Here is a 20028-nt window from a genome sequence, read left to right as displayed (position 1 = left end):
GAAATCATTCCGACGGCAGACTGTCTCTAAATTTCTTTCCGGCTGCTCATGAACTCCACAAACTGTCCCGTTCCGATGGCAACCACCTTCATAGGATCCTCGGCTGTCATTGTGTTGATACCTGTCCGCTCCTCAATGAGCTCCTCCAGGCCACGCAACATGGCGCCGCCGCCGGTGAGCACGATTCCACGATCCAGGATATCCGCGGAAAGCTCCGGAGGTGTCCTCTCCAGAACGCCGATCACAGCCTCCACGATCTGGCTGGTGGTCTCCCTGAGCGCCTCCTCCGTCTCGGAGGATGTGACTGTGACTGTCTTCGGAAGTCCGGTCACAAGGTTGCGCCCCCGCACCTCCATGGACTCCTCCTCCACAAGGGGGTAGGTGGTGCCGATCTTGATCTTGATGTCCTCCGCTGTCCTCTCTCCGATAAGCAGATTGTGCTTCTTTCTCATATAGCGGACAATGGCCTCGTCAAAGTCATCTCCCGCGATCTTGATGGACGTGTTAACCACTGTCCCTCCAAGGGAGATCACCGCTATATCCGATGTACCGCCGCCGATATCCACGATCATATTCCCGCAGGGCTTGGAGATGTCAATGCCTGCTCCGATAGCCGCCGCCACAGGCTCCTCGATGAGCAGCACCTCCCTGGCGCCGGCCGCGTAGGTGGCCTCCTCCACGGCCTTCCTCTCCACCTCCGTCACACCGCTTGGAACGCAGATGCTGATCCTCGGCTTCTTGAAGGTGCGCCGGCCCATGGCCTTCTGCACGAAATATTTGATCATCTTCTCTGTCACTGTATAGTCAGAAATGACACCCTGGCGCAGAGGGCGCACGGCCACAATATTCCCAGGGGTCCTTCCCAGCATGAGCCTCGCCTCCTCGCCGATGGCCTTGATGGCGTTGGTGTCCCGGTCAAAGGCCACCACAGAGGGCTCCTTTAAAATGACGCCCTTCCCTTTGATGTACACAAGGACGCTTGCTGTACCCAAATCAATTCCGATATCTACTGACATGCGCAATGTCTCCTTTCACATGAGCTGTTTATGTCATTTATATAATTTGTCATCTTTCGTCAGATTTACCGTATTTTCGCGGATTACACATGCTCCTGCATGCACATAACATTATAATAAACTTTCCTGAAAATGGAAAGTATTTTTTCTTAAAACTTTCTTATGCCCTTCCTATGGCTCCGCCTGCGGCGCCGCCGTGACAGGCCGCCTGGACGGGGCCGGCTATTTTCTCAGCATCATGTCAATGTATTTTCCTGTGTAGGAGGCAGGGTTTGCCGCGATCTCCTCCGGCGTCCCGCAGGCCACCACCGTGCCGCCCCGGTCTCCCCCCTCAGGGCCGATGTCAATGATGTAGTCCGCGGTCTTGATCACGTCCAGATTGTGCTCAATGACAAGGACCGTGTTCCCGTCGGAGGCAAGTCTGCGCAGGATCTCTGTCAGCTTGTGCACATCGGCAAAATGAAGCCCTGTGGTTGGCTCGTCCAGGATGTAAATGGTCTTCCCTGTACTCCTCTTGCTCAGCTCTGTGGCCAGCTTGATCCGCTGGGCCTCCCCGCCGGAGAGGGTGGTGGAGGGCTGTCCCAGCCGGATATAGGACAGTCCCACATCGTAGAGTGTCTCCATCTTCCTGCGGATGCTGGGCACCGGCTCAAAGAACTCCAGCGCCTCCTCCACTGTCATATTCAGCACATCATAGATATTCTTTCCCTTGTAGCGGACCTCCAGGGTCTCCCTGTTATAGCGCTTCCCGCCGCAGACCTCGCAGGGCACGTACACGTCCGGCAGGAAATGCATCTCGATCTTCAGGATACCGTCGCCGCTGCAGGCCTCGCACCGGCCGCCCTTCACGTTGAAGCTGAACCGGCCCTTCTTGTAGCCCCGGGCCTTGGCGTCCGGGGTGGCCGCAAAGAGGTCTCGGATCAGGTCAAACACGCCTGTGTAGGTGGCCGGATTGGATCTGGGCGTGCGCCCGATGGGGGACTGGTCGATATCGATCACCTTGTCCAGCTGCTCCATCCCCAGGATATCCCTGTGCTTTCCCGGAATCGTCCTGGCCCGGTTCAGCTCTCTTGCCAGCCGCTTGTACACGATCTCATTGACAAGGGAGCTCTTGCCGGAGCCGGACACACCGGTAACGCAGGTCATGACTCCAAGAGGGATGTCCACATCTATATTTTTCAGGTTGTTCTCCTGGGCTCCCACTACCTTGATCCATCCGGTAGGCTTCTTTCTCTCCGCGGGAACCGGAATTTTCATTCTACCACTTAAATATGCACCGGTAATGGAGTTTTTATTCTTCATAATCTCCTTTGCCGTGCCCTGGGCCACCACTTCGCCGCCGTGCTCCCCTGCACCGGGACCGATATCCACGATATGGTCTGCTTCCCGCATAGTGTCCTCGTCGTGCTCCACCACAATGACGGAATTGCCCAGGTCCCGCAGGTGCTTCAGGGTACCGAGCAGCTTGTCGTTATCCCTCTGGTGGAGCCCGATGCTGGGCTCGTCCAGGATGTAGGCCACGCCCACCAGCCCGGAGCCGATCTGAGTGGCCAGGCGGATTCTCTGGGCCTCCCCACCGGAGAGGGAGCCGGTGGCTCTTGCCAGAGTCAGGTAGTCCAGCCCCACATCCATGAGGAACTGGATCCTTGCCCGGATTTCCTTCAAAATCTGCCCGCCGATCAGCGTCTGCTGGTGTGTCAGCTCCAGGTTTTGCAGGAATTCTTGCAGCTTTTCCACAGAGAGGGCCGTGATCTGGGCTATATTCATATCTCCCACTGTCACCGCCAGGGAGGACTTCTTCAGCCTCTGTCCCCCGCACTCGTGACAGGGGGTGATGCGCATAAAGGTCTCATACTCCGCTTTGGTCGTCTCAGAGCCAGTCTCCCGGTATCTGCGCTCCACACTCTTGATCAGCCCCTCAAAGGCCACATCGTAAATTCCCTCTCCTCTCTGGCCGCGATAGTGCACCTTCACCTCTTTGCCGCCTGTCCCGTAAATCAGGATGTCGTGGATTTTCTTCGGATAGTCCTTAAAGGGCGTGCTCAGGGAAAATTTGTACTCCTTAGCCAGCGCCTCCAGGATGGCCCTTGTGTAGCTTCCCTTGTCCGTGCAGGACTGCCATCCCAGCACCACAATAGCTCCCTCGTCGATGCTCAGAGATTTGTCGGGAATCATCAGATCCTCGTCAAACTCCATCTTGTAGCCCAATCCGTAGCACTCCGGGCAGGCCCCAAAGGGGTTGTTGAAAGAAAAGCTCCTGGGCTCGATCTCGTCAATGCTGATACCGCAGTCAGGGCAGGCAAAGCTCTGGCTGAAATTCATGGGCTCCCCGCCGATCACATCCACCAAGAGAAGTCCCTCCGCCAGGTGGAGCACACTCTCCACAGAGTCTGTCAGGCGCTGCTCGATGCCCGGCTTTACCACAAGACGGTCCACAATGATCTCAATATTGTGTTTGATGTTCTTGTCCAGCGTGATCTCCTCTGAGAGCTCGTACATATTCCCGTCCACCCGGACGCGCACGTAGCCACTCCTCTTTGCCCGCTCAAACATCTTGGCGTGGGTTCCCTTGCGCCCCCGCACCACCGGGGCCAGGAGCTGGATCTTCGTCCGCTCCGGGAGTGCCATGATCTGATCCACCATCTGGTCCACTGTCTGCTTCCGGATCTCCCGGCCGCATCTGGGGCAGTGGGGAATTCCAATCCTGGCGTAGAGGAGACGGAAATAATCGTAGATCTCCGTCACCGTACCCACCGTGGACCTGGGGTTCCGGTTAGTGGATTTCTGGTCAATGGAGATGGCCGGGGGAAGTCCCTCGATGCTCTCCACGTTGGGCTTTTCCATCTGTCCCAGGAACTGCCTCGCGTAGGAGGACAGAGACTCCATATACCTTCTCTGCCCCTCCGCGTAGATGGTGTCAAAGGCCAGGGATGATTTTCCCGAGCCGGACAGGCCAGTCAGGACCACCAGCTCGTCTCTGGGGATGTCCAGGTCTATATTTTTCAGATTGTGCTCATTGGCCCCTCTGATCTTAATGTATTTTGTGCCGCTTTTTGCTGCCATATTTCTTTGTCTCCTTATCTTATGCTCTGCCGACAGGGCGCATTTTATGCATGCTTTTAATCCGCGTCTATATCCTGCAGCTGCTTTTTCAGCTCTGTCATCTTGTCACGCAGCTTGGCCGCGGCCTCGAAGTTCAGGTCTGCCGCCGCTCTGCGCATCTGCTTTTCCAGCTCTTTGATCAGCTTTTCCAGCTCTTTCCTGCTCATGGACTCGGGATCCTTCTCCATCCGCATCTCCTCCGCAGCCACCTTCTTCGAAATGCTGATCAGATCCCGGACGGACTTTTTGATCGTGGTGGGCGTAATACCGTGCTCTTCATTGTAGGCCATCTGGATTTCCCTCCTTCTCTGGGTCTCGTCCATAGCCTGCCGCATGGAGTCTGTGATGGTGTCCGCATACATGATGACATGGCCCTCCGCATTTCTAGCCGCCCGCCCGATGGTCTGTATCAGGGACGTCTCAGACCGGAGGAAGCCCTCCTTGTCCGCATCCAGGATGGCCACCAGGGTGATCTCCGGTATATCCAGGCCCTCACGCAACAGGTTGATGCCCACCAGCACGTCAAAGACGTCCAGACGCATATCCCGGACGATCTCCGTCCTCTCCAGCGTGTCGATGTCCGAGTGGAGATACCGCACCCGTATACCCAGCTCCTTCATGTAGTCTGTCAGATCCTCCGCCATCCGCTTAGTCAGGGTGGTGATCAGAATCTTGTTCTTCTTCTCAATCTCTTTTTTGACCTCAGCCACCAGGTCGTCGATCTGGCCCTCCACAGGGCGCACTTCCACCTCCGGATCCAGAAGGCCGGTAGGCCGGATCACCTGCTCCGCCCGCAGGAGCTCATGCTCCGCCTCGTAGTCTCCCGGCGTGGCTGACACAAACATGATCTGGTCGATCCGCTCCTCAAATTCCTGGAAGCTTAGGGGCCTGTTGTCCAGCGCCGAGGGCAGGCGGAAGCCGTAGTCCACCAGAGTCCTCTTCCTGGACTGGTCCCCGTGGTACATGGCCCCGATCTGGGGAATCGTCTTGTGGGACTCGTCAATGATGATGAGGAAATCATCCTTAAAGAAGTCCATCAGCGTGTAGGGCGGCTGCCCCGGCGCAAGCCCGGACAGATGCCTTGAGTAGTTCTCAATGCCGGAGCAGAAGCCTGTCTCCTTGAGCATCTCTATGTCAAAGTTGGTCCTCTCAGCGATGCGCTGCGCCTCCAGCAGCTTGTCCTCGCTCTTGAAATACTGGACCCGCTCTTCCAGCTCCTTTTCAATGGCGTCCGCAGCCCGCCGGATCTGCTCCGCCGGCACCACGTAGTGGGAGGCAGGGAAGATAGCCACATGCTCCAGCTCTCCCTTGATCTCCCCTGTGAGCACATCAATCTGGGTGATCCTGTCGATCTCATCTCCGAAAAACTCCACCCGCACGGCCGTCTCAGCTTCGTTGGCCGGGATGATCTCCAGCACATCACCCCGCACCCGGAAGGTGCCTCTCTTGAAGTCGATCTCATTTCTCTCATATTGGATATCGATGAGCTGCCGCAGCACCTCGTCCCTGTCCTTCTCCATGCCCGGCCGCAGGGAGACCATCATCTTCTCAAAGTTCTGGGGCTCGCCCAAACCGTAGATGCAGGACACGCTGGCCACCACGATGACATCTCTTCTCTCCACCAGGGAGGCCGTGGCCGACAGCCGCAGCTTGTCGATCTCCTCGTTGATGGAGGAGTCCTTGGCGATGTAGGTGTCCGAGGAGGGGACGTAGGCCTCGGGCTGGTAGTAGTCGTAGTAGGAGACAAAGTACTCCACCGCATTGTTGGGGAAGAACTCCTTGAACTCGCCGTAGAGCTGTGCCGCCAGTGTCTTGTTGTGCGCAATGATCAGCGTTGGTTTATTCAGCTGCTGGATGACATTGGCCATCGTAAAGGTCTTACCGGAGCCGGTGACGCCAAGGAGTGTCTCGCACTGGTTGCCTTCTTTAAAGCCCCTGACCAGCTGCTCGATGGCCTGGGGCTGGTCGCCGGTGGGTTTGTATTCTGATACTAATTCAAAGTGATCCATGATAATATATCCTCTTTTTGCAATTCATTAAAGCTCTTTATTTACAATCCAATATCCTTTTCTATTCGAACCTTTACGTTCCAGAATGCCTTCACCCCTCAATTCCTTGACATCCGTTTGAATCTGCTTCCTGGTTAATTTCAATCTTTCTGTAAGTTGTGTTTGAGTCATCGTTGGATTTTCTTCCAAAAGCTTCAATATTATTTTCTTTCTCTCAACTCCTTTTTTCAGCTCCTTTTCGGCTCCTTTTTGGCTCTTTTTCGGCTCCTTTTTAGGCACATTCTGAAATTTTTCATGAATATAGAATCTTGAGATGAAATAACTTCTCGCTTCATCTGTTTCAAATTCCGGTTTTGGAGACCCATTTGCCTCCAAGGCGTCTAATATTTTCTTAAATCCGGTATTTCTTCCTTCTGTCAGATGCAATTCTTTCAGGAAATCACCGATCCTGCGGTTTCTATACCGACGATTGGATACATGAAATGACTTCAGCCCTTCCAGAGTCACAGAACGATCAGGTCCAGGAAAACTCACAATTTCTATCTTGTCATTTTCCACTCTCACTTCTATCGGTTCTCGTTCATCATAACCACGGTGATATACAGCATTAGAGAGCGCTTCTTCAATCGCTGCCAGTGGATAATTAAAAAACCGATCTGCTTCCGGCCTGTCAGAATGCTTTACGACTTTTTCCGTAATGATGGAATTCCTGATATACTGCAGCGCTTCTCTAAGCTGTTGATGAATTGGTCCTTTAAATGTCTGTTCTATAATATTGTTTCCTCCCAATCCCTCTGGAAATTGAACGACATCTATCTGGGTATACGGGAAGAACTTATCAGGTTCCATATTAAAAAACATCAATCCAACATTCTTCGGCTTTGTGTATTCCGGAAGATTACAGATTATGTTCATATCATTACATACTTCAATAAAGTCCCCTGTCTTCGACTTTTCATACAAAGAGCTTTTTACTTCTTTTAAATAGTTTTGAATAAGTGTAATGTTCAAATCTGAAATATCCGCCTGATGATTCACGCGATCATCGAAAGGTATCCGGTTAGCAAGATTAAATAAGTCTTTCTCTTCATCATCTGACGGTTCCACTGTATTCGACATTTTTCGGATATAATGAATACGCTCTTTATTATCTTTCGCCATTGTTTTAGGAGAAGAATAAGGTCTGCTGTCTCCTCCCGGACACCAAAGGACAATAAACTTCTTGTTCTGATAATCAACCACTTCCGCTATCGGCATATATGCTGGTCTTATCAATTTACATTTTGCTAAAATACTTTTTTGATAAAAATCTATTTTGTCTGTAGGAACTCCTTTAAGAGGGTAGACAGGACGTCCATTGTTTTCTTCCACTCCAATAACAATATAGCCTCCGCCCCAGTTATCAAGATCATTGGCAAAGGCACAGACTGTTTTTAGAGAAGCTTCGGCATCCCATGTTTCTTTGAATTCTATTCGCGCCCACTCAACAACATCGCCAGAAAGTAACGTTTTTATATTGGTAGGGATTGCCATTAAATCACTCCTTTTATAAAAATAGAATTAACTACTTTTAGATCTGCTTATACATTATAGTCACATTTCATCATCGCGCACAAATTGATATCCTTGAGGATTCTTTTCTCCGTTCATTACAATGCAATAAATTTGATTACCCCCAACCATATGTATCAAATGTTGCGATAAAAGATTCATAATTTTTTTATACCATATAGGCATCATTCTTTCATAATAATGAGGATCTGTTTGCGAACCATAAGGATTCGAAACATGCATTAAAGTACCACATTTATCATATATTTTTATTGCATCCTCTTTTGATAAAAAATCATCATTTATTGTTATCCATTCTTTTATATTTGTATCCACAGTTTTTACAGGTATTAGATAAAATTTAGGATTAAGTCTTTCTAAATCTCGAAAAATATATTTTGCATTCCAATTAGATGAGAACTTTGCACTATACTCTTCATAAAGCTCTTTTTCACATACCACATTTCTTGAAGATATAAATCTAACCACTTTTTCTCCATCATTAATCGTCCCCAGCAAAAAGTTCGCTTGATATACTTTACTGCGAATCTGCCTCACAAAAAGTCACAAAATCATTTTGTCCGCCTGGTATCAGCCAGTCCATTTAGCATCGTTCTATCCGCAAAATCCGGACGAAACAGCACGAAAAAAACACCAGATATACCACTTTCCCGCCCCCGGCATACCGGGAGACAAAGTACTATACGGCGTTGTTCAGAAAGAATTCCCTGAACTCGCCGTAGAACTGTGCCGCCAGAGTCTTATTGTGCCCAATGATCAGCGTCGGTTTATTTAATTTCGGCGATCACCTGAGACTGGTCGCTGATGGGTTTATTCTAATATGTCTTAAAAAACATTACGTATATACTTCCCCGACAATTCGTCTTTTCGGACATTATAGCAAATATAGTGATAAAAGTATATAGGAAGAGACGCAAAAAAAGTACAAATGTTCGATTATACATCTGTACTTTTTTCCATAGCTATATTATTATGTACTTCTCCTACTCTCCCGTATACCACACCGGGCGTCCGGCAATCTCTCCTCCCGCAGTGTAAAGGATCCCGTTTTCACTGTAATAATTCGGATTTCCGGCTTCCACTTCGATATACATCAGGTTCGGCAGGCTGTCAAATGCTCCCGGGGCAATGTACAGGATATTGGCGGGAATATAGATTTCCATGATCTGGCCGGTCACACCCGCAAGAGCTCCCGCCTCAATACCGGTACATGCGGAAACGCCCGGCAGCGCCAGAAGTCCATCCACAATGACACCCCCTGAAGTACAGGAAAGTATATGGCCCTCATCATCAGACACAAAGCCTTCCAGCTCACTCCAGCCCGCGTACAATTCCAGGACTGTCGTCCCCTCTTCCACCGCTTCAAAGGGCCTGGTACACGCCTCATCCAGATACCAGCCGTCAAACACCTTGCCAGGCCTCTGGGGAATATTCCAGTTCTCAGAGGAAACCGCATCCGCCTGCTCCGCGACAGTCGCCACAGCCGGACTGCCTCCGTTTCCATACAGGTGGATCGTCAGCATGGCCGGCAGGACTTCCTCCGGCTCTTCTGCCAGACTGCCCTCTGCCTGGTCACTCTCCACAGGGATCGCAGATACGGCAGAACCACTTCCTGCCGGGACATCTGAGGGGACAGCCTGAGTCCCTAAATTTTCCATATTCTCCTGCACTTTCTGATCCACGGCAGGTGCCGGGATGGGAGCCGGAACAGAAAAATCAAGGCTGTCAGAAACGGAAAATGCCAACGGAATCATTCCCTGTTTTTCGTCCTCTACAGCTTGATTCCGCACAAAACTACTCTCCGCGCTGTATCCACGTTCATCTGCTCTGGAGCTGCTCAGGCTTTCTGCCGCTGTCCACAGGCAGACACCAAATATAACAAGGACCAGCACCTTGCACAGCTTTTCCACTACTGCCTCTCTATCCTGCTCTCCGTCCCACATATATCCGGATAGTCTAATGATTTCATCCATAGCTTCCGCCTCCATTCAATTTTTCTCTATTAAAATTATAAAGGACAGACGCCGGAAGAGGAAGTGGCATACCGACACATTTGGATGAATTTTTTAAGAAAGACGCGGGACAGCCCCGCTGCCCCGCGTCTCCTGATCACATAATAAGATAATAGATCCTGTTTATTTTTCTGCTTTCTTCTGGATCAGCTCTTTCCCGGAGGTGTACACGATAGTGACTCCCAGGATCATGAGGAGGACAGCCACGATAAGCTGCAGTCCCTCCACCATGAAGACGCCTGTTCCATCCATAAACGCCCTGACAAGGGAGATAAATCTCTGCACAAGGGCTGTGAAGGTGACAACCAGCATGATCACAAAGGGCGGAACCAGGGTCCGCAGCTCTCTTCCTGTCACCTTCAGGAACACGCACAGGGTGATCAGCACAAGGGCGCTCAGGAGCTGGTTGGCGCTTCCGAACAGAGGCCAGATGTTGGAGTATCCAACCTGGGTCAGTATGTAGCCAAATACCAGTGTGATCAGGGTGGAGAAATATTTGTTGCAGAGAACTCTTCTCCATCCCTCCGCATGCTCCATGTCATCCACGCTGAACAGCTCCTGGAAGGACATACGCCCGATCCTGGCAACGGAGTCCAGTGTGGTAAAGGCGAGTGCGGACACGCACATGGTCATAAAGCTCTGAGCCACATATACCGGGATGCCGAACATTTCCAGGAATCCTGCCACGCCTGACGAGAAGATCTGGAATGGCGTCCCCACCGCCGCAGTTCCGTCGGCGCCGGCAGCCGCTCCGGCTACGCAGAGGGCAACAACTGCCAGAAGACTCTCCAGCACCATGGCGCCGTAGCCTACCTTCAGCATATCCTTCTCATTGGAAACTGTCTTGGAGGACGTGCCCGATGAAACAAGACTGTGAAATCCGGACACAGCGCCGCAGGCCACTGTCACGAACAGGATCGGGAACAGAGTGCCAAGGCTCTCGTTCTGGAAGCCTGTAAATGCCGGCAGGTTCATAGTCGGATGGGCAAACACAAGCCCCAGGACAGCGCCGGCGATCATGCCGATGAACATGAAGGTGGACATGTAATCCCTGGGCTGCATAACAAACCACATGGGCAGCACAGCCGCCAGGAAGATGTAGGCAAAGGCAATGTACACCCACATTTCTTTTCCCAGGATCACAGGGAAATTCATACCAAAGACAAAGGCCAGCACTGTGCACACCAGGCCGAACACGACCTCCTTCCAGCCGCTCAGCTTCAGCTTGTGCTGCAGCACGCCGAACACAACCGCGAACAGGATAAAGAACAGGGAAATACTTCCGGCCGCGCCGTTTACTGTGGCGTTCTCTGAGAGAGTCCGCACACCGTCCGTCACCACGTAGGCGTTAAAGGTATCTGCCACCATGTCCGCGAAGGCGGCGATGACGATCAGGCAGAACAGCCAGCAGAAGCCGAGGAACAGCTTGCGGCCTGTGCTTCCGATATATTTTTCAATCAGCAGTCCCATGGATTTCCCGTCGTTTTTCACGCTGGCGTAGAGGGCTCCGAAGTCTGTGACAGCCCCGAAGAAGATGCCCCCCAGGATGATCCACAGAAGCACCGGCAGCCAGCCGAAGGCGGCTGCCTGAATAGCGCCTGTCACAGGGCCCGCCCCCGCGATGGAGGAAAACTGGTGGGCAAATACAGTCCATCCGTCTGTAGGCACATAATCCTGCCCGTCATTGTGAACAACCGCAGGTGTCTTCGCCTTTGGGTCAATGCCCCACTTTTTCGCCAGCCAGCGCCCGTACAGGACATACGCCGCAAAAAGACACACGGCGGCGATCAATACAATTACCAATGTGTTCATTTCTCTTCTCTCCTTATAAGTGTAATAGATATATTTTCAAATCATAAAGAACCTCAATAAAAAATCGCCCTCCGACAGATCTCTTCTGTCAGAAGACGAAATATATTCCGCGTTACCACTTCTCTTACCGGTTTCCCGGTCACTCATTCCCGTCATCCGGCACACACCTGCCTCTCTTAGAGGGCAGTCCTGCCGGGCAAACAGGTTTCCTTCTATCGGTGGAAAGCCGGTCCGGGTTACTCTGTCTCCATTTCACCCTGACTGCTCGCAGGTGATGGCTTTCTGTGGCGTGCTGCCCCCTCGCACCAGCCGGGGGCTCTCTGAAAGCAGGGAGCCAGGGAAGGTCGTGTCCTGTTCTTCGCATCAGCTCTTTATAATTTACGTTTATTATAACTCTGTTTTTGGCATTGTCAATAAAAAAAACAGATTTTACTCTGTTTTTCCGTTTTTCACATATTTCCCTTTTGCGCTGCGGATTTTTTCTCCACTTTTCACAGAGGGCCGGATGAATGGACAAAGCTGTCCCTTTGCTTCCTTGTCGGGATATAGTATAATTTTAGGAAAAAATCAGGAAAAAGGAGCGACTGAAGCAAATGCTTTCTTTTACGACAGCAAATAAAAAAATCACTGTCTTCCCAAGCGCGGAGCCGAACCGCCCGATCATCTACCTGAACACCTTCGGGGAGGAGGCAGAGCAGGTTCTCCAGGTTCTGCGGGATGGAGCCGGGTCAGATTTCACACTGGCGGCAGTCAGCAGCCTGGACTGGAACCGGGATATGGTCCCCTGGGATATTCCGCCCATTTCGGCAAACAGCGCCCCCTGCATCGGAGGGGCGGATCATTATCTGAGGCTGCTGCTGGAAAGCATCCTTCCTAAAGCAGAGGAGGCAGTCAGAGGCACTCCCCCGTGGCGGGGACTTGCAGGCTATTCTCTCGCCGGACTGTTCGCAGTGTACGCCATTTACCAGACGGATGTATTCTCCCGCATTGCCAGCATCTCCGGCTCCCTTTGGTTTCCGGGGATCAGGGAATACATCTTTTCCCGCCAGCCGGTAAGATGGCCGGATCATATGTATTTTTCCCTGGGAGACAGGGAGCACAGAACCCGAAACAGCTCTATGAAATGCGTGCGGTCAAACACAGAGGAAATCGCCTCCTTCTACAAAGAGCAGGGGATTGATACCGTATTCCGGCTAAATCCCGGCAACCACTTCAAAAACGCCGCAGAGCGCAGCGCTGCCGGGATTGGGTGGATGCTGAGCAGATAGATAAGCAGTAAACGGATTTGCCAGGGACATGGTCTGTCATCTGGCGAGCAGAGCCACGGCCTCCACATGCACGGTTCCCGGAAAGAGATCAATGCATCCGGCCCGCTCCACATGGTAGCCTCTCCCCTGCAGCGTCTCCAGGTCTCTGGCCAGGCTGGTGGGCTTGCAGGCGATGTAGACCATCTTCTCCACGCCAAAGCCGATGATCTTCTCCAGGGCCTTCGGGTGCACACCGTCCCGGGGCGGATCCAGGACAATGAGATCCGGCACCTCCCCCAGCTCGTCGATGACCTTCAGCACGTCCCCTGCCCAGAAGGTGCAGTTCTCAAGACTGTTCAGCCGGGCGTTTTCCCGGGCCGCCTCCACTGCCTCCTCCACGATCTCCACGCCGGTCACCTTCTTTGCCACAGGCGCCAGAATCTGGGCGATGGTGCCTGTGCCACTGTATAGGTCAAAGATAACCTTGTCCTTTGTCTCCCCGATATAGCTTCTGGCGGTCTCGTACAGCACCTCCGCTCCCAGGGAGTTGGTCTGGAAGAAGGAGAAGGGAGTAATCTTGAAGCGCAGTCCCAGGATCTCCTCGTAGAAATAATCCTGGCCAAAGAGCAGCTCGGTTCCCTCGTCCTTCACCACATCGGCCAGGCTGTCATTGGAGGTGTGGAGGATGCCCGCAATATGCCCTTTCAGCCGTCCGCTCCTCTCCAGCTCCAGAAGGCGGTCCGCCCAGGGAGCCAGATCCGGGCTTGCCTGGGTGGTGGTCACCAGATCCACGAGGATCTGGCCGGTGCGGGCCGCCTTGCGCACGAGGAGATGGCGGAAATAGCCCTGGTGGCGCATGCGGTGATAGTAGGGAAGGCCGCTCTCCCGGGCAAAGGCGAGGGTAGCCTCAAGAACCGCGCGAAAATCCTCGTCCACGATCTGACATTCGTTTACGTTCACAATGTCGTGGAAGCTCCCCCTCCTGTGCATGCCTAGAGCCAGGGGGCCCTCCTTGTACTCATCCCCGAAGGTAAACTCCATCTTGTTCCGGTAGGCGTCTGTCCGCGGACTGGCCTTGATGCCGTCCCACTGGTAATCATGGCCTCCGCCCTTCTGTATGGCCTCGTCCAGGAGCCCCTTTACCTGGGACTCCTTGAGCCGCAGCTGCTCCTCATAGGGCAGGGTCTGATAGGCGCATCCCCCGCACTGCCCGAAATGGGGACAGGGGGATGGGATTTCCAGAGGCGAGGGCTCCAGCACCTCCAGCACTCTTCCTTCCGCCCGGCCCTTGCGCATTTTGTTGACAGAGACCCTGACCTTCTGTCCGGGAATGGCGTTCTTGACCACCACAGGGCGGTCCGCGCCCTCCGCCTTCACCACGCCCTTATTCGGGTAATCGATCCTCTCAACGGTTCCTTCCAGCATCTGTCCTTTTTTCATCTAATTCAAACTCCTCCTGTACTTCTCCCTTTGGCGTTTTCGCGCAGGCACGGCGGTCGCTCTCCGGGCGTATCGGGCAAAAAGAAAGACAGAACATTGGATTGTCCTGTCTCTTTCTTTTGCTCCGATCTTATACCTGATCATCTTCATTAAAGAAGTCATCGTCAAAATCGTCATCGAAATCTTCTTCGAAATCCTCCAGATAATCCGGGGTAAAGAAACAATATACCGCATATGCAATTGCCGCTACTGCCGCGATCGCTCCTACGATAGCCAGCACCCAGAGCACTGTCCTGCAGGTCTTGTCATCTTCATCTTTCTTGCGGATCAGTTCGTTCAGCTTTGAAGCCGCAATAATATCCTCTACCTTGCTCATACTTTCCACACATCCTTTCTTATGCTTGTCTTGCAAGTATAATTCGTTGGCATTATTATAACACCTTCCCGGGCATATTACTACTTATTTTTGCAGGAATTTTCAGATAAATCTGTCCTTCTTGACCGGAACATCCTATATTTTCTGCAATTTCGCAAATGCAGCAAACATCTTTTTTGTGCCTGCCTTGTCAAACTCCACTGTCACCTCATAGTCCCGGCCGCCCTCCACAATGGCAGTGACAAGTCCTTCCCCGAATTTCACGTGGCGCACCCGGTCTCCCACATCGTAGCCGGGGCCGTTCCCCCCCGCCACCTTAAACTGCTGCACCGGTCTGGGAGAGGAGAAAGCCTTTGTGTGAAAGGCCTGCTTTGCCTGCTGCCAGGAGGACTGTCTTGGAGTCTCTTCCTCCTTCTCCTCCTTTTCGAACTTCATTCCTGTGGAGAGGAGCTCCATGGGGATCTCCTTTAAAAAGCGGGACATCTTGTTGTACTGGGTCTCTCCCCTCACCATCCGCCTTCTGGCGCAGGTCAGGGTGAGCTGCTTCATAGCCCTTGTGATGCCCACATAACAGAGACGTCTCTCCTCCTCCAGCTCCTCCGGATTGTCGGAGGTGACGGTCATATAGCTGGGGAAAAGGCCGTCCTCCATGCCCGCCAGATAGACGTGGGGGAACTCCAGCCCCTTGGCGCTGTGGAGCGTCATGAGAACCACATAGTCGCTGTCCTCGTCCAGGCTGTCGATGTCCGCCACAAGGGCAACCTCCTCCAGAAATCCGCCCAGAGTGGGTGTCTCGCCCCGCTCATGGCAGCCTTCCTCATAGTCTGCCGCCTTGTTTTTCAGCTCGTCGATGTTCTCGATCCTGGCCTCCGCCTCAATCTCTCCCTCGGTCTTCAGCTCCTCTATGTATCCGGTTGTCTCGATAATGTCCTCCAGGAGCTCCAGGATGCTCATCCTGCCCGCCTCTTCCTTGAAATGCTCGATGAGGGCGGCGAAGGACTCCAGCCTGGAAAGTCCCCTGCCGATGCCCGGGATCAGATCCGCTCCCAGGACCGCCTCGTAAAAGCTGATCTCCCTCTGGAGGGCGTACTCCTGGACACGGTTCACGCTGGTGAGGCCGATGCCACGCTTGGGCACATTGATGATCCGGCGCACAGCCAGGTCATCCCTTCCATTGTCAATGGTCTTTAGATAGGCCAGCAGATCCTTGATCTCCCTTCTGGCATAGAAGTTGACGCCTCCCACCAGCTTGTAGGGGATGTTTGCCGACACCAGCTTCTCCTCAAAGAGACGGGACTGGGCGTTGGTCCGATAGAGGATGGCGTTGTCATTGTAGGAGCAGTCCCCGCTGTCCACATGGCCGCGGATGTCCCCCACAATATATTCCGCCTCGTCAAACCCGGTGTCAAACTGCCGGAACTCGATCTTCTCCCCCTGACCATTGTCCGTCCAGAGAGTCTTGTCCTTGCGCCCCCGGTTGTTGCGGATCACCGCGTTGGCTGCGTCCAGGATGGTGCTGGTGGAACGGTAATTCTGCTCCAGCTTGATGACCCTCGCGTCCTCGAACACGTTCTCAAAGTTCAGGATATTCCGGATGTCCGCCCCCCGGAATTTGTAGATGGACTGATCGTCGTCGCCCACCACGCACAGGTTTCTGTATTTTGCCGCCAAAGTGCTGACAAACTGGAACTGGACATTGTTCGTGTCCTGGTACTCGTCCACCATGATATAGCGGAACCGCTCCTGGTAGTAGTCCAGCACATCCGGCTGGGTCTTCAGAAGCTGCACTGCCTTCACAAGGAGATCGTCAAAATCAAGGGCGTTGTTGGCCTGCATCTGCTTCTCATACTCCTCGTACACAGTGGCGATTTTCTGCCGGGAGAAATCCCCCTCTGCCCGGAGCCGGAACTCCTTGGGCGAGATCATCTCGTTCTTGGCGGCGGAGATGGCGGCAAGAAGGTTTCTCTCCCGGTAGATCTTGGTGTCGATCTGGAGGTATTTGCAGATGTCCCTCATCAGCGTCTTCTGGTCGTCCGTGTCGTAGATGGTAAAGTTGGTGTCATAGCCCAGCCGGTCTATGTGTCTGCGCAGAATGCGCACGCAGGTGGAGTGGAAGGTGCTGACCCAGATGCTCTCCGAGCCAAAGCCCACGAGATTGTCCACCCTCTCACGCATCTCCCCGGCCGCCTTGTTGGTGAAGGTAATAGCCAGGATATTCCAGGGATTGACTCCCTTCTCCTCGATGAGATAGGCGATCCTGTGGGTCAGGACCCGGGTCTTCCCGGAGCCTGCGCCGGCCAGGATGAGAAGCGGGCCCTCCGTGTGGTATACAGCCTCCCGCTGCTGTTCGTTCAGTGTGTCATATATGCTCATGTTTACTCCTTTGGCTTTCGTGATACTCCCGTTTCTTTTTGTCCGTAACTGATATCATACCACAGTTTCCATGAGCTTTCCAGCTTCTTTTACTTCATCAGATCCCGCATACTCTTCAGGCTGATGACAAGGGTGGAGGTGTTGTGCAGCAGGGCGGAGGTGGTGGGCTGGATCACGCCGGCCACGCCCAGGCAGATGAGAGCTGTGTTGATCCCCACGATGGAATGATAGTTCTTCTGGATCCGCCTCATGAGCAGGCTGCTCAGCTGCTTCAGCGTGACGATCTCTCCCAGGTCCTGTCCTGCGATGGTGATGTCCGCGATCTCCCTGGCTATCTCAGCCCCGTCGCTGACGGCGATGCCTGCGTCCGCCGCGGAGAGGGCCGGCGAGTCGTTGATGCCGTCCCCGGTCATGACCACCCTGCGTCCCTTCCTTTTTTCCGCCTCCACAAAGCGGGCCTTGTCCTCCGGCAGCACCTCGGAATAGTACTCGTCCACGCCCACTCCCCTGGCGATGGCGGCGGCAGTCTTCTCGCTGTCCCCTGTCATCATGACGATCTTCGTAAATCCGGCCCTGCGCAGACCCCGGATCACCTCAGGCGCCTCCTCCCGCAGGGGATCCTCGATGCAGATTACCGCGGCCAGCACATTGTCAATGGCCAGGTAGAGGTGGGAGTACTCATCTGAGAGCTGCTGAAATCTCTCCTGGAACTCCGGGCGGATCCGACACTTCTCGTCCTCAAAGACAAAGTGATAGCTGCCGATGACCACCTTTTTGTCCTCTATGTAGGAGGAAATGCCGTGGGCCACAATGTAGTTCACCTTGGAGTGCATCTCCTCGTGGTCAAGCCCCTGCTTTCTGGCCGCATTCACCACCGCCTTTGCCATGGAGTGGGGGAAATGCTCCTCCAGGCAGGCGGCGATCCGCAGCATCTCCTGGGGCGGCCTCCCGTTGAAGGTCACAACCTCCTTCACCGTGGGCCTTGCCTTTGTCAGGGTGCCTGTCTTGTCAAACACAATGGTGTCCGCCTCTGCCACCGCCTCCATAAAACGGCCTCCCTTGACCGTGATGCCGTGGGCTCCCGCCTCCCGGATGGCGGACAGGACGGAGATGGGCATGGCCAGCTTCAGGGCGCAGGAGAAGTCCACCATGAGGACGGCCAGGGCCTTGGTGGCATTTCTCGTGACCAGCCAGGTGAGGATGGTCCCTGCCAGGGTGTAGGGCACAAGCCGGTCCGCCAGACCCTCCGCCTTGCTCTCAAGGCCGGATTTGAGCTTCTGGGAGTCCTCGATCATGGTTACGATCTTCTCAAATCTGGTGGAGCCGGAGGTCTGCTTCACCTGCACGGTCAGCTCCCCCTCCTCCAGCACAGTGCCCGCGTACACGTAGCCGTCCTTTTCCTTCTTTACAGGCAGGGACTCGCCGGTGAGGGACGCCTGGTTGACCATGGCCTCCCCGGAGGTGACAACGCCGTCAAAGGGGATCACATTTCCCATATGCACCACCACCTCGTCCCCGGCCCGGACGTCCGAGGCTGGGACCAGCATCTCCTGATCCCCTGTCTTCAGCCACACCTTCCGGATGTTCAGGGACATACTCCGGGCCAGGTCCCCCACCGACTTTTTGTGGGTCCACTCCTCCAGTATCTCGCCCACGCCCAGCAGATACATGACAGAGCCCGCCGTGTCAAAGTCCGCCCGCAGGATGGAGACTGTGATGGCCGCTGCGTCCAGCACCTCCACCTCCAGCCTTCCCCTGGTGAGGCTTTTCAGTCCCCTTGCCATGTACCGGACGGATTTGTAGCCCGTGTAGGCGGCCCGCACCGGAAAGGGGAGAAGCTTTTTCCCGAAATGGAACAGTGTCCTCCCGATCAGCTTTTCCCGGTAAGCCCTGTTCAGCTCTCTTCCAGAATTGTCCAGCACCTGCTCCGGCACCTGTACATACTCATATCTGAAGGTTCGCAGAGCCTGGAGAATGTCCTCTCTTTCCCCGCTGTAGCAGACCACGGCGTCCCCTGTCTGCTCGTAGACCTTTGCAGTGTCCACGCCGGGAAGTGTCTCCAGAAAGTAGAGAAGCGTGTCCGCCTCCCGGCAGGTCATTCCTTTTTGCTCCACATGCAGGCGGATCCGCCCTCTTATCTCATGTCTGATCCTGTATTTCAACTTTGATCCCTCCATTTTTCATAAGGAGAAGGCGGAGCCTTCTGTCGGTGTGGCTCCGCCTTCTCCTCTCTATTTCAGACCTTTCGTCCTGCGCTCTAATTTTTCTCAGACACAGCGTCTGCATCCTCCTGCACGCAGGCCGCGTCCTCTCTCTCCCGATCCTCGTTGATCTGCTTTGCCTCGGCCAGGATGTCCTCCGCGTTCTCCTGCACAGTGGTCACTGTGGTCATGACGCACTCCTTGGCTCTCAGAACAGCCGCTGTACACTTTGTGTATACATTTTTCGCATCCTTGCTTGACAGGAGCTTAACACCGGCTGTGCCAAACAGAACTCCTCCCGCGAAAATACCAAGACCTTTTCCGCATTTTAAACATTTAGAAATCTCGAACATGCTTCTGCCTCCTTATTTATGTTTATAACCAGTATAGAACAGCATGAGACAGCAAAATGCCATCATCCATGCCCAGAATTTGTGGGATTTCATCTTCATCACTCCCTTGCTTGCTCTCATATACTGAGTTGATATAAACTATGATAGTTTTCGCACATGCAGTTAGTCAATTCTAAGAAGTGTTACCGATAAATCTTATCATTTATCCGCATCCTCCGGCTCATAGACGATCCTTCTGCTGATCACACCGATCTCTTCCAGGGCATTTACCATCCTGTATACGGTGGCGATGCCGATGGAGTCGTCCTCCCTGGACGCCCGGTAGAAGATCTCCTTGCAGCTGGAGCACTTGTTCTCCAGAATGATATCCAAAAGCTCCATGCGCTGCTTTGTGATCCTGCAGCCATTGGCCTTCAGCTTGGCTATGATACGTTCCTTTTCTTTGTCCACGCCGTCTCCTCCCATTGCCGCGGCCCTCGGCTGCCGCAGCCAGCTATGCCTCTATGGAAATATAG

Annotated in this window: 14 protein-coding genes; 1 reads left to right on the top strand and 13 read right to left on the bottom strand. The window is 53.5% G+C overall.

Annotated elements, in window-relative coordinates; genetic code table 11:
* Positions 1–26: 26 nt before the first annotated feature.
* The 7 genes from mreB to H7U36_RS07540 form a co-directional block, all read right to left on the bottom strand.
* Positions 27–1016, bottom strand: a complete 990-nt coding sequence (gene mreB, locus H7U36_RS07570; RefSeq protein ID WP_033126815.1) for a rod shape-determining protein — start codon at positions 1014–1016, stop codon at positions 27–29.
* A gap of 222 nt (positions 1017–1238) precedes the next feature.
* Positions 1239–4079, bottom strand: a complete 2841-nt coding sequence (gene uvrA / locus H7U36_RS07565) for an excinuclease ABC subunit UvrA (RefSeq protein ID WP_205155951.1) — start codon at positions 4077–4079, stop codon at positions 1239–1241.
* Positions 4080–4135: 56 nt separating this feature from the next.
* Positions 4136–6127, bottom strand: a complete 1992-nt coding sequence (gene uvrB, locus H7U36_RS07560; RefSeq protein ID WP_207750583.1) for an excinuclease ABC subunit UvrB — start codon at positions 6125–6127, stop codon at positions 4136–4138.
* A gap of 27 nt (positions 6128–6154) precedes the next feature.
* Positions 6155–7660 carry an RNA-binding domain-containing protein gene (locus tag H7U36_RS07555; protein WP_205155950.1) on the bottom strand — a complete coding sequence of 502 codons (1506 nt, stop codon included), beginning with the start codon at positions 7658–7660 and terminating at the stop codon, positions 6155–6157.
* 60 nt (positions 7661–7720) lie between these two features.
* Positions 7721–8236 carry a hypothetical protein gene (locus H7U36_RS07550; RefSeq protein ID WP_147581212.1) on the bottom strand — a complete coding sequence of 172 codons (516 nt, stop codon included), beginning with the start codon at positions 8234–8236 and terminating at the stop codon, positions 7721–7723.
* 446 nt (positions 8237–8682) lie between these two features.
* Positions 8683–9672: an InlB B-repeat-containing protein gene (locus H7U36_RS07545; RefSeq protein ID WP_205155949.1), complete on the bottom strand. Its 990-nt coding sequence runs from the start codon at positions 9670–9672 to the stop codon at positions 8683–8685.
* 162 nt (positions 9673–9834) lie between these two features.
* Positions 9835–11523 (bottom strand): carbon starvation CstA family protein, encoded by a 1689-nt coding sequence (locus H7U36_RS07540; protein WP_191493879.1) that lies wholly within the window; start codon positions 11521–11523, stop codon positions 9835–9837.
* 593 nt (positions 11524–12116) lie between these two features.
* Here H7U36_RS07540 and H7U36_RS07535 point away from each other — a divergent pair.
* Entirely contained in the window at positions 12117–12791 is a 675-nt protein-coding gene (locus H7U36_RS07535) for an alpha/beta hydrolase (protein ID WP_205155948.1), read from the top strand.
* Between the two features lie 36 nt (positions 12792–12827).
* On the opposite strand, the gene rlmD is transcribed toward H7U36_RS07535, so the two are convergent.
* From rlmD to H7U36_RS07505, 6 genes are all read right to left on the bottom strand, one after another.
* Positions 12828–14210: a 23S rRNA (uracil(1939)-C(5))-methyltransferase RlmD gene (rlmD, locus tag H7U36_RS07530; RefSeq protein ID WP_205155947.1), complete on the bottom strand. Its 1383-nt coding sequence runs from the start codon at positions 14208–14210 to the stop codon at positions 12828–12830.
* Between the two features lie 130 nt (positions 14211–14340).
* Positions 14341–14586 carry a hypothetical protein gene (locus H7U36_RS07525; RefSeq protein WP_033126807.1) on the bottom strand — a complete coding sequence of 82 codons (246 nt, stop codon included), beginning with the start codon at positions 14584–14586 and terminating at the stop codon, positions 14341–14343.
* Positions 14587–14721: 135 nt separating this feature from the next.
* Positions 14722–16959 carry a DNA helicase PcrA gene (gene pcrA, locus H7U36_RS07520; RefSeq protein WP_191493881.1) on the bottom strand — a complete coding sequence of 746 codons (2238 nt, stop codon included), beginning with the start codon at positions 16957–16959 and terminating at the stop codon, positions 14722–14724.
* Positions 16960–17048: 89 nt separating this feature from the next.
* Positions 17049–19121 (bottom strand): heavy metal translocating P-type ATPase, encoded by a 2073-nt coding sequence (locus H7U36_RS07515; protein ID WP_205148211.1) that lies wholly within the window; start codon positions 19119–19121, stop codon positions 17049–17051.
* Positions 19122–19216: 95 nt separating this feature from the next.
* On the bottom strand, positions 19217–19513 hold the full coding sequence (locus H7U36_RS07510; protein WP_033126804.1) for a DUF6110 family protein: 297 nt from the start codon (positions 19511–19513) through the stop codon (positions 19217–19219).
* A 198-nt stretch (positions 19514–19711) separates the two neighbouring features.
* Positions 19712–19963: a transcriptional repressor gene (locus H7U36_RS07505; RefSeq protein WP_033126825.1), complete on the bottom strand. Its 252-nt coding sequence runs from the start codon at positions 19961–19963 to the stop codon at positions 19712–19714.
* Positions 19964–20028: the final 65 nt, after the last annotated feature.

It is taken from the genome of Faecalicatena fissicatena (assembly GCF_016900595.1).
Lineage (GTDB): Bacteria > Bacillota > Clostridia > Lachnospirales > Lachnospiraceae > Claveliimonas > Claveliimonas intestinigallinarum.
This window is presented reverse-complemented; position numbering and strand designations above follow the sequence as displayed.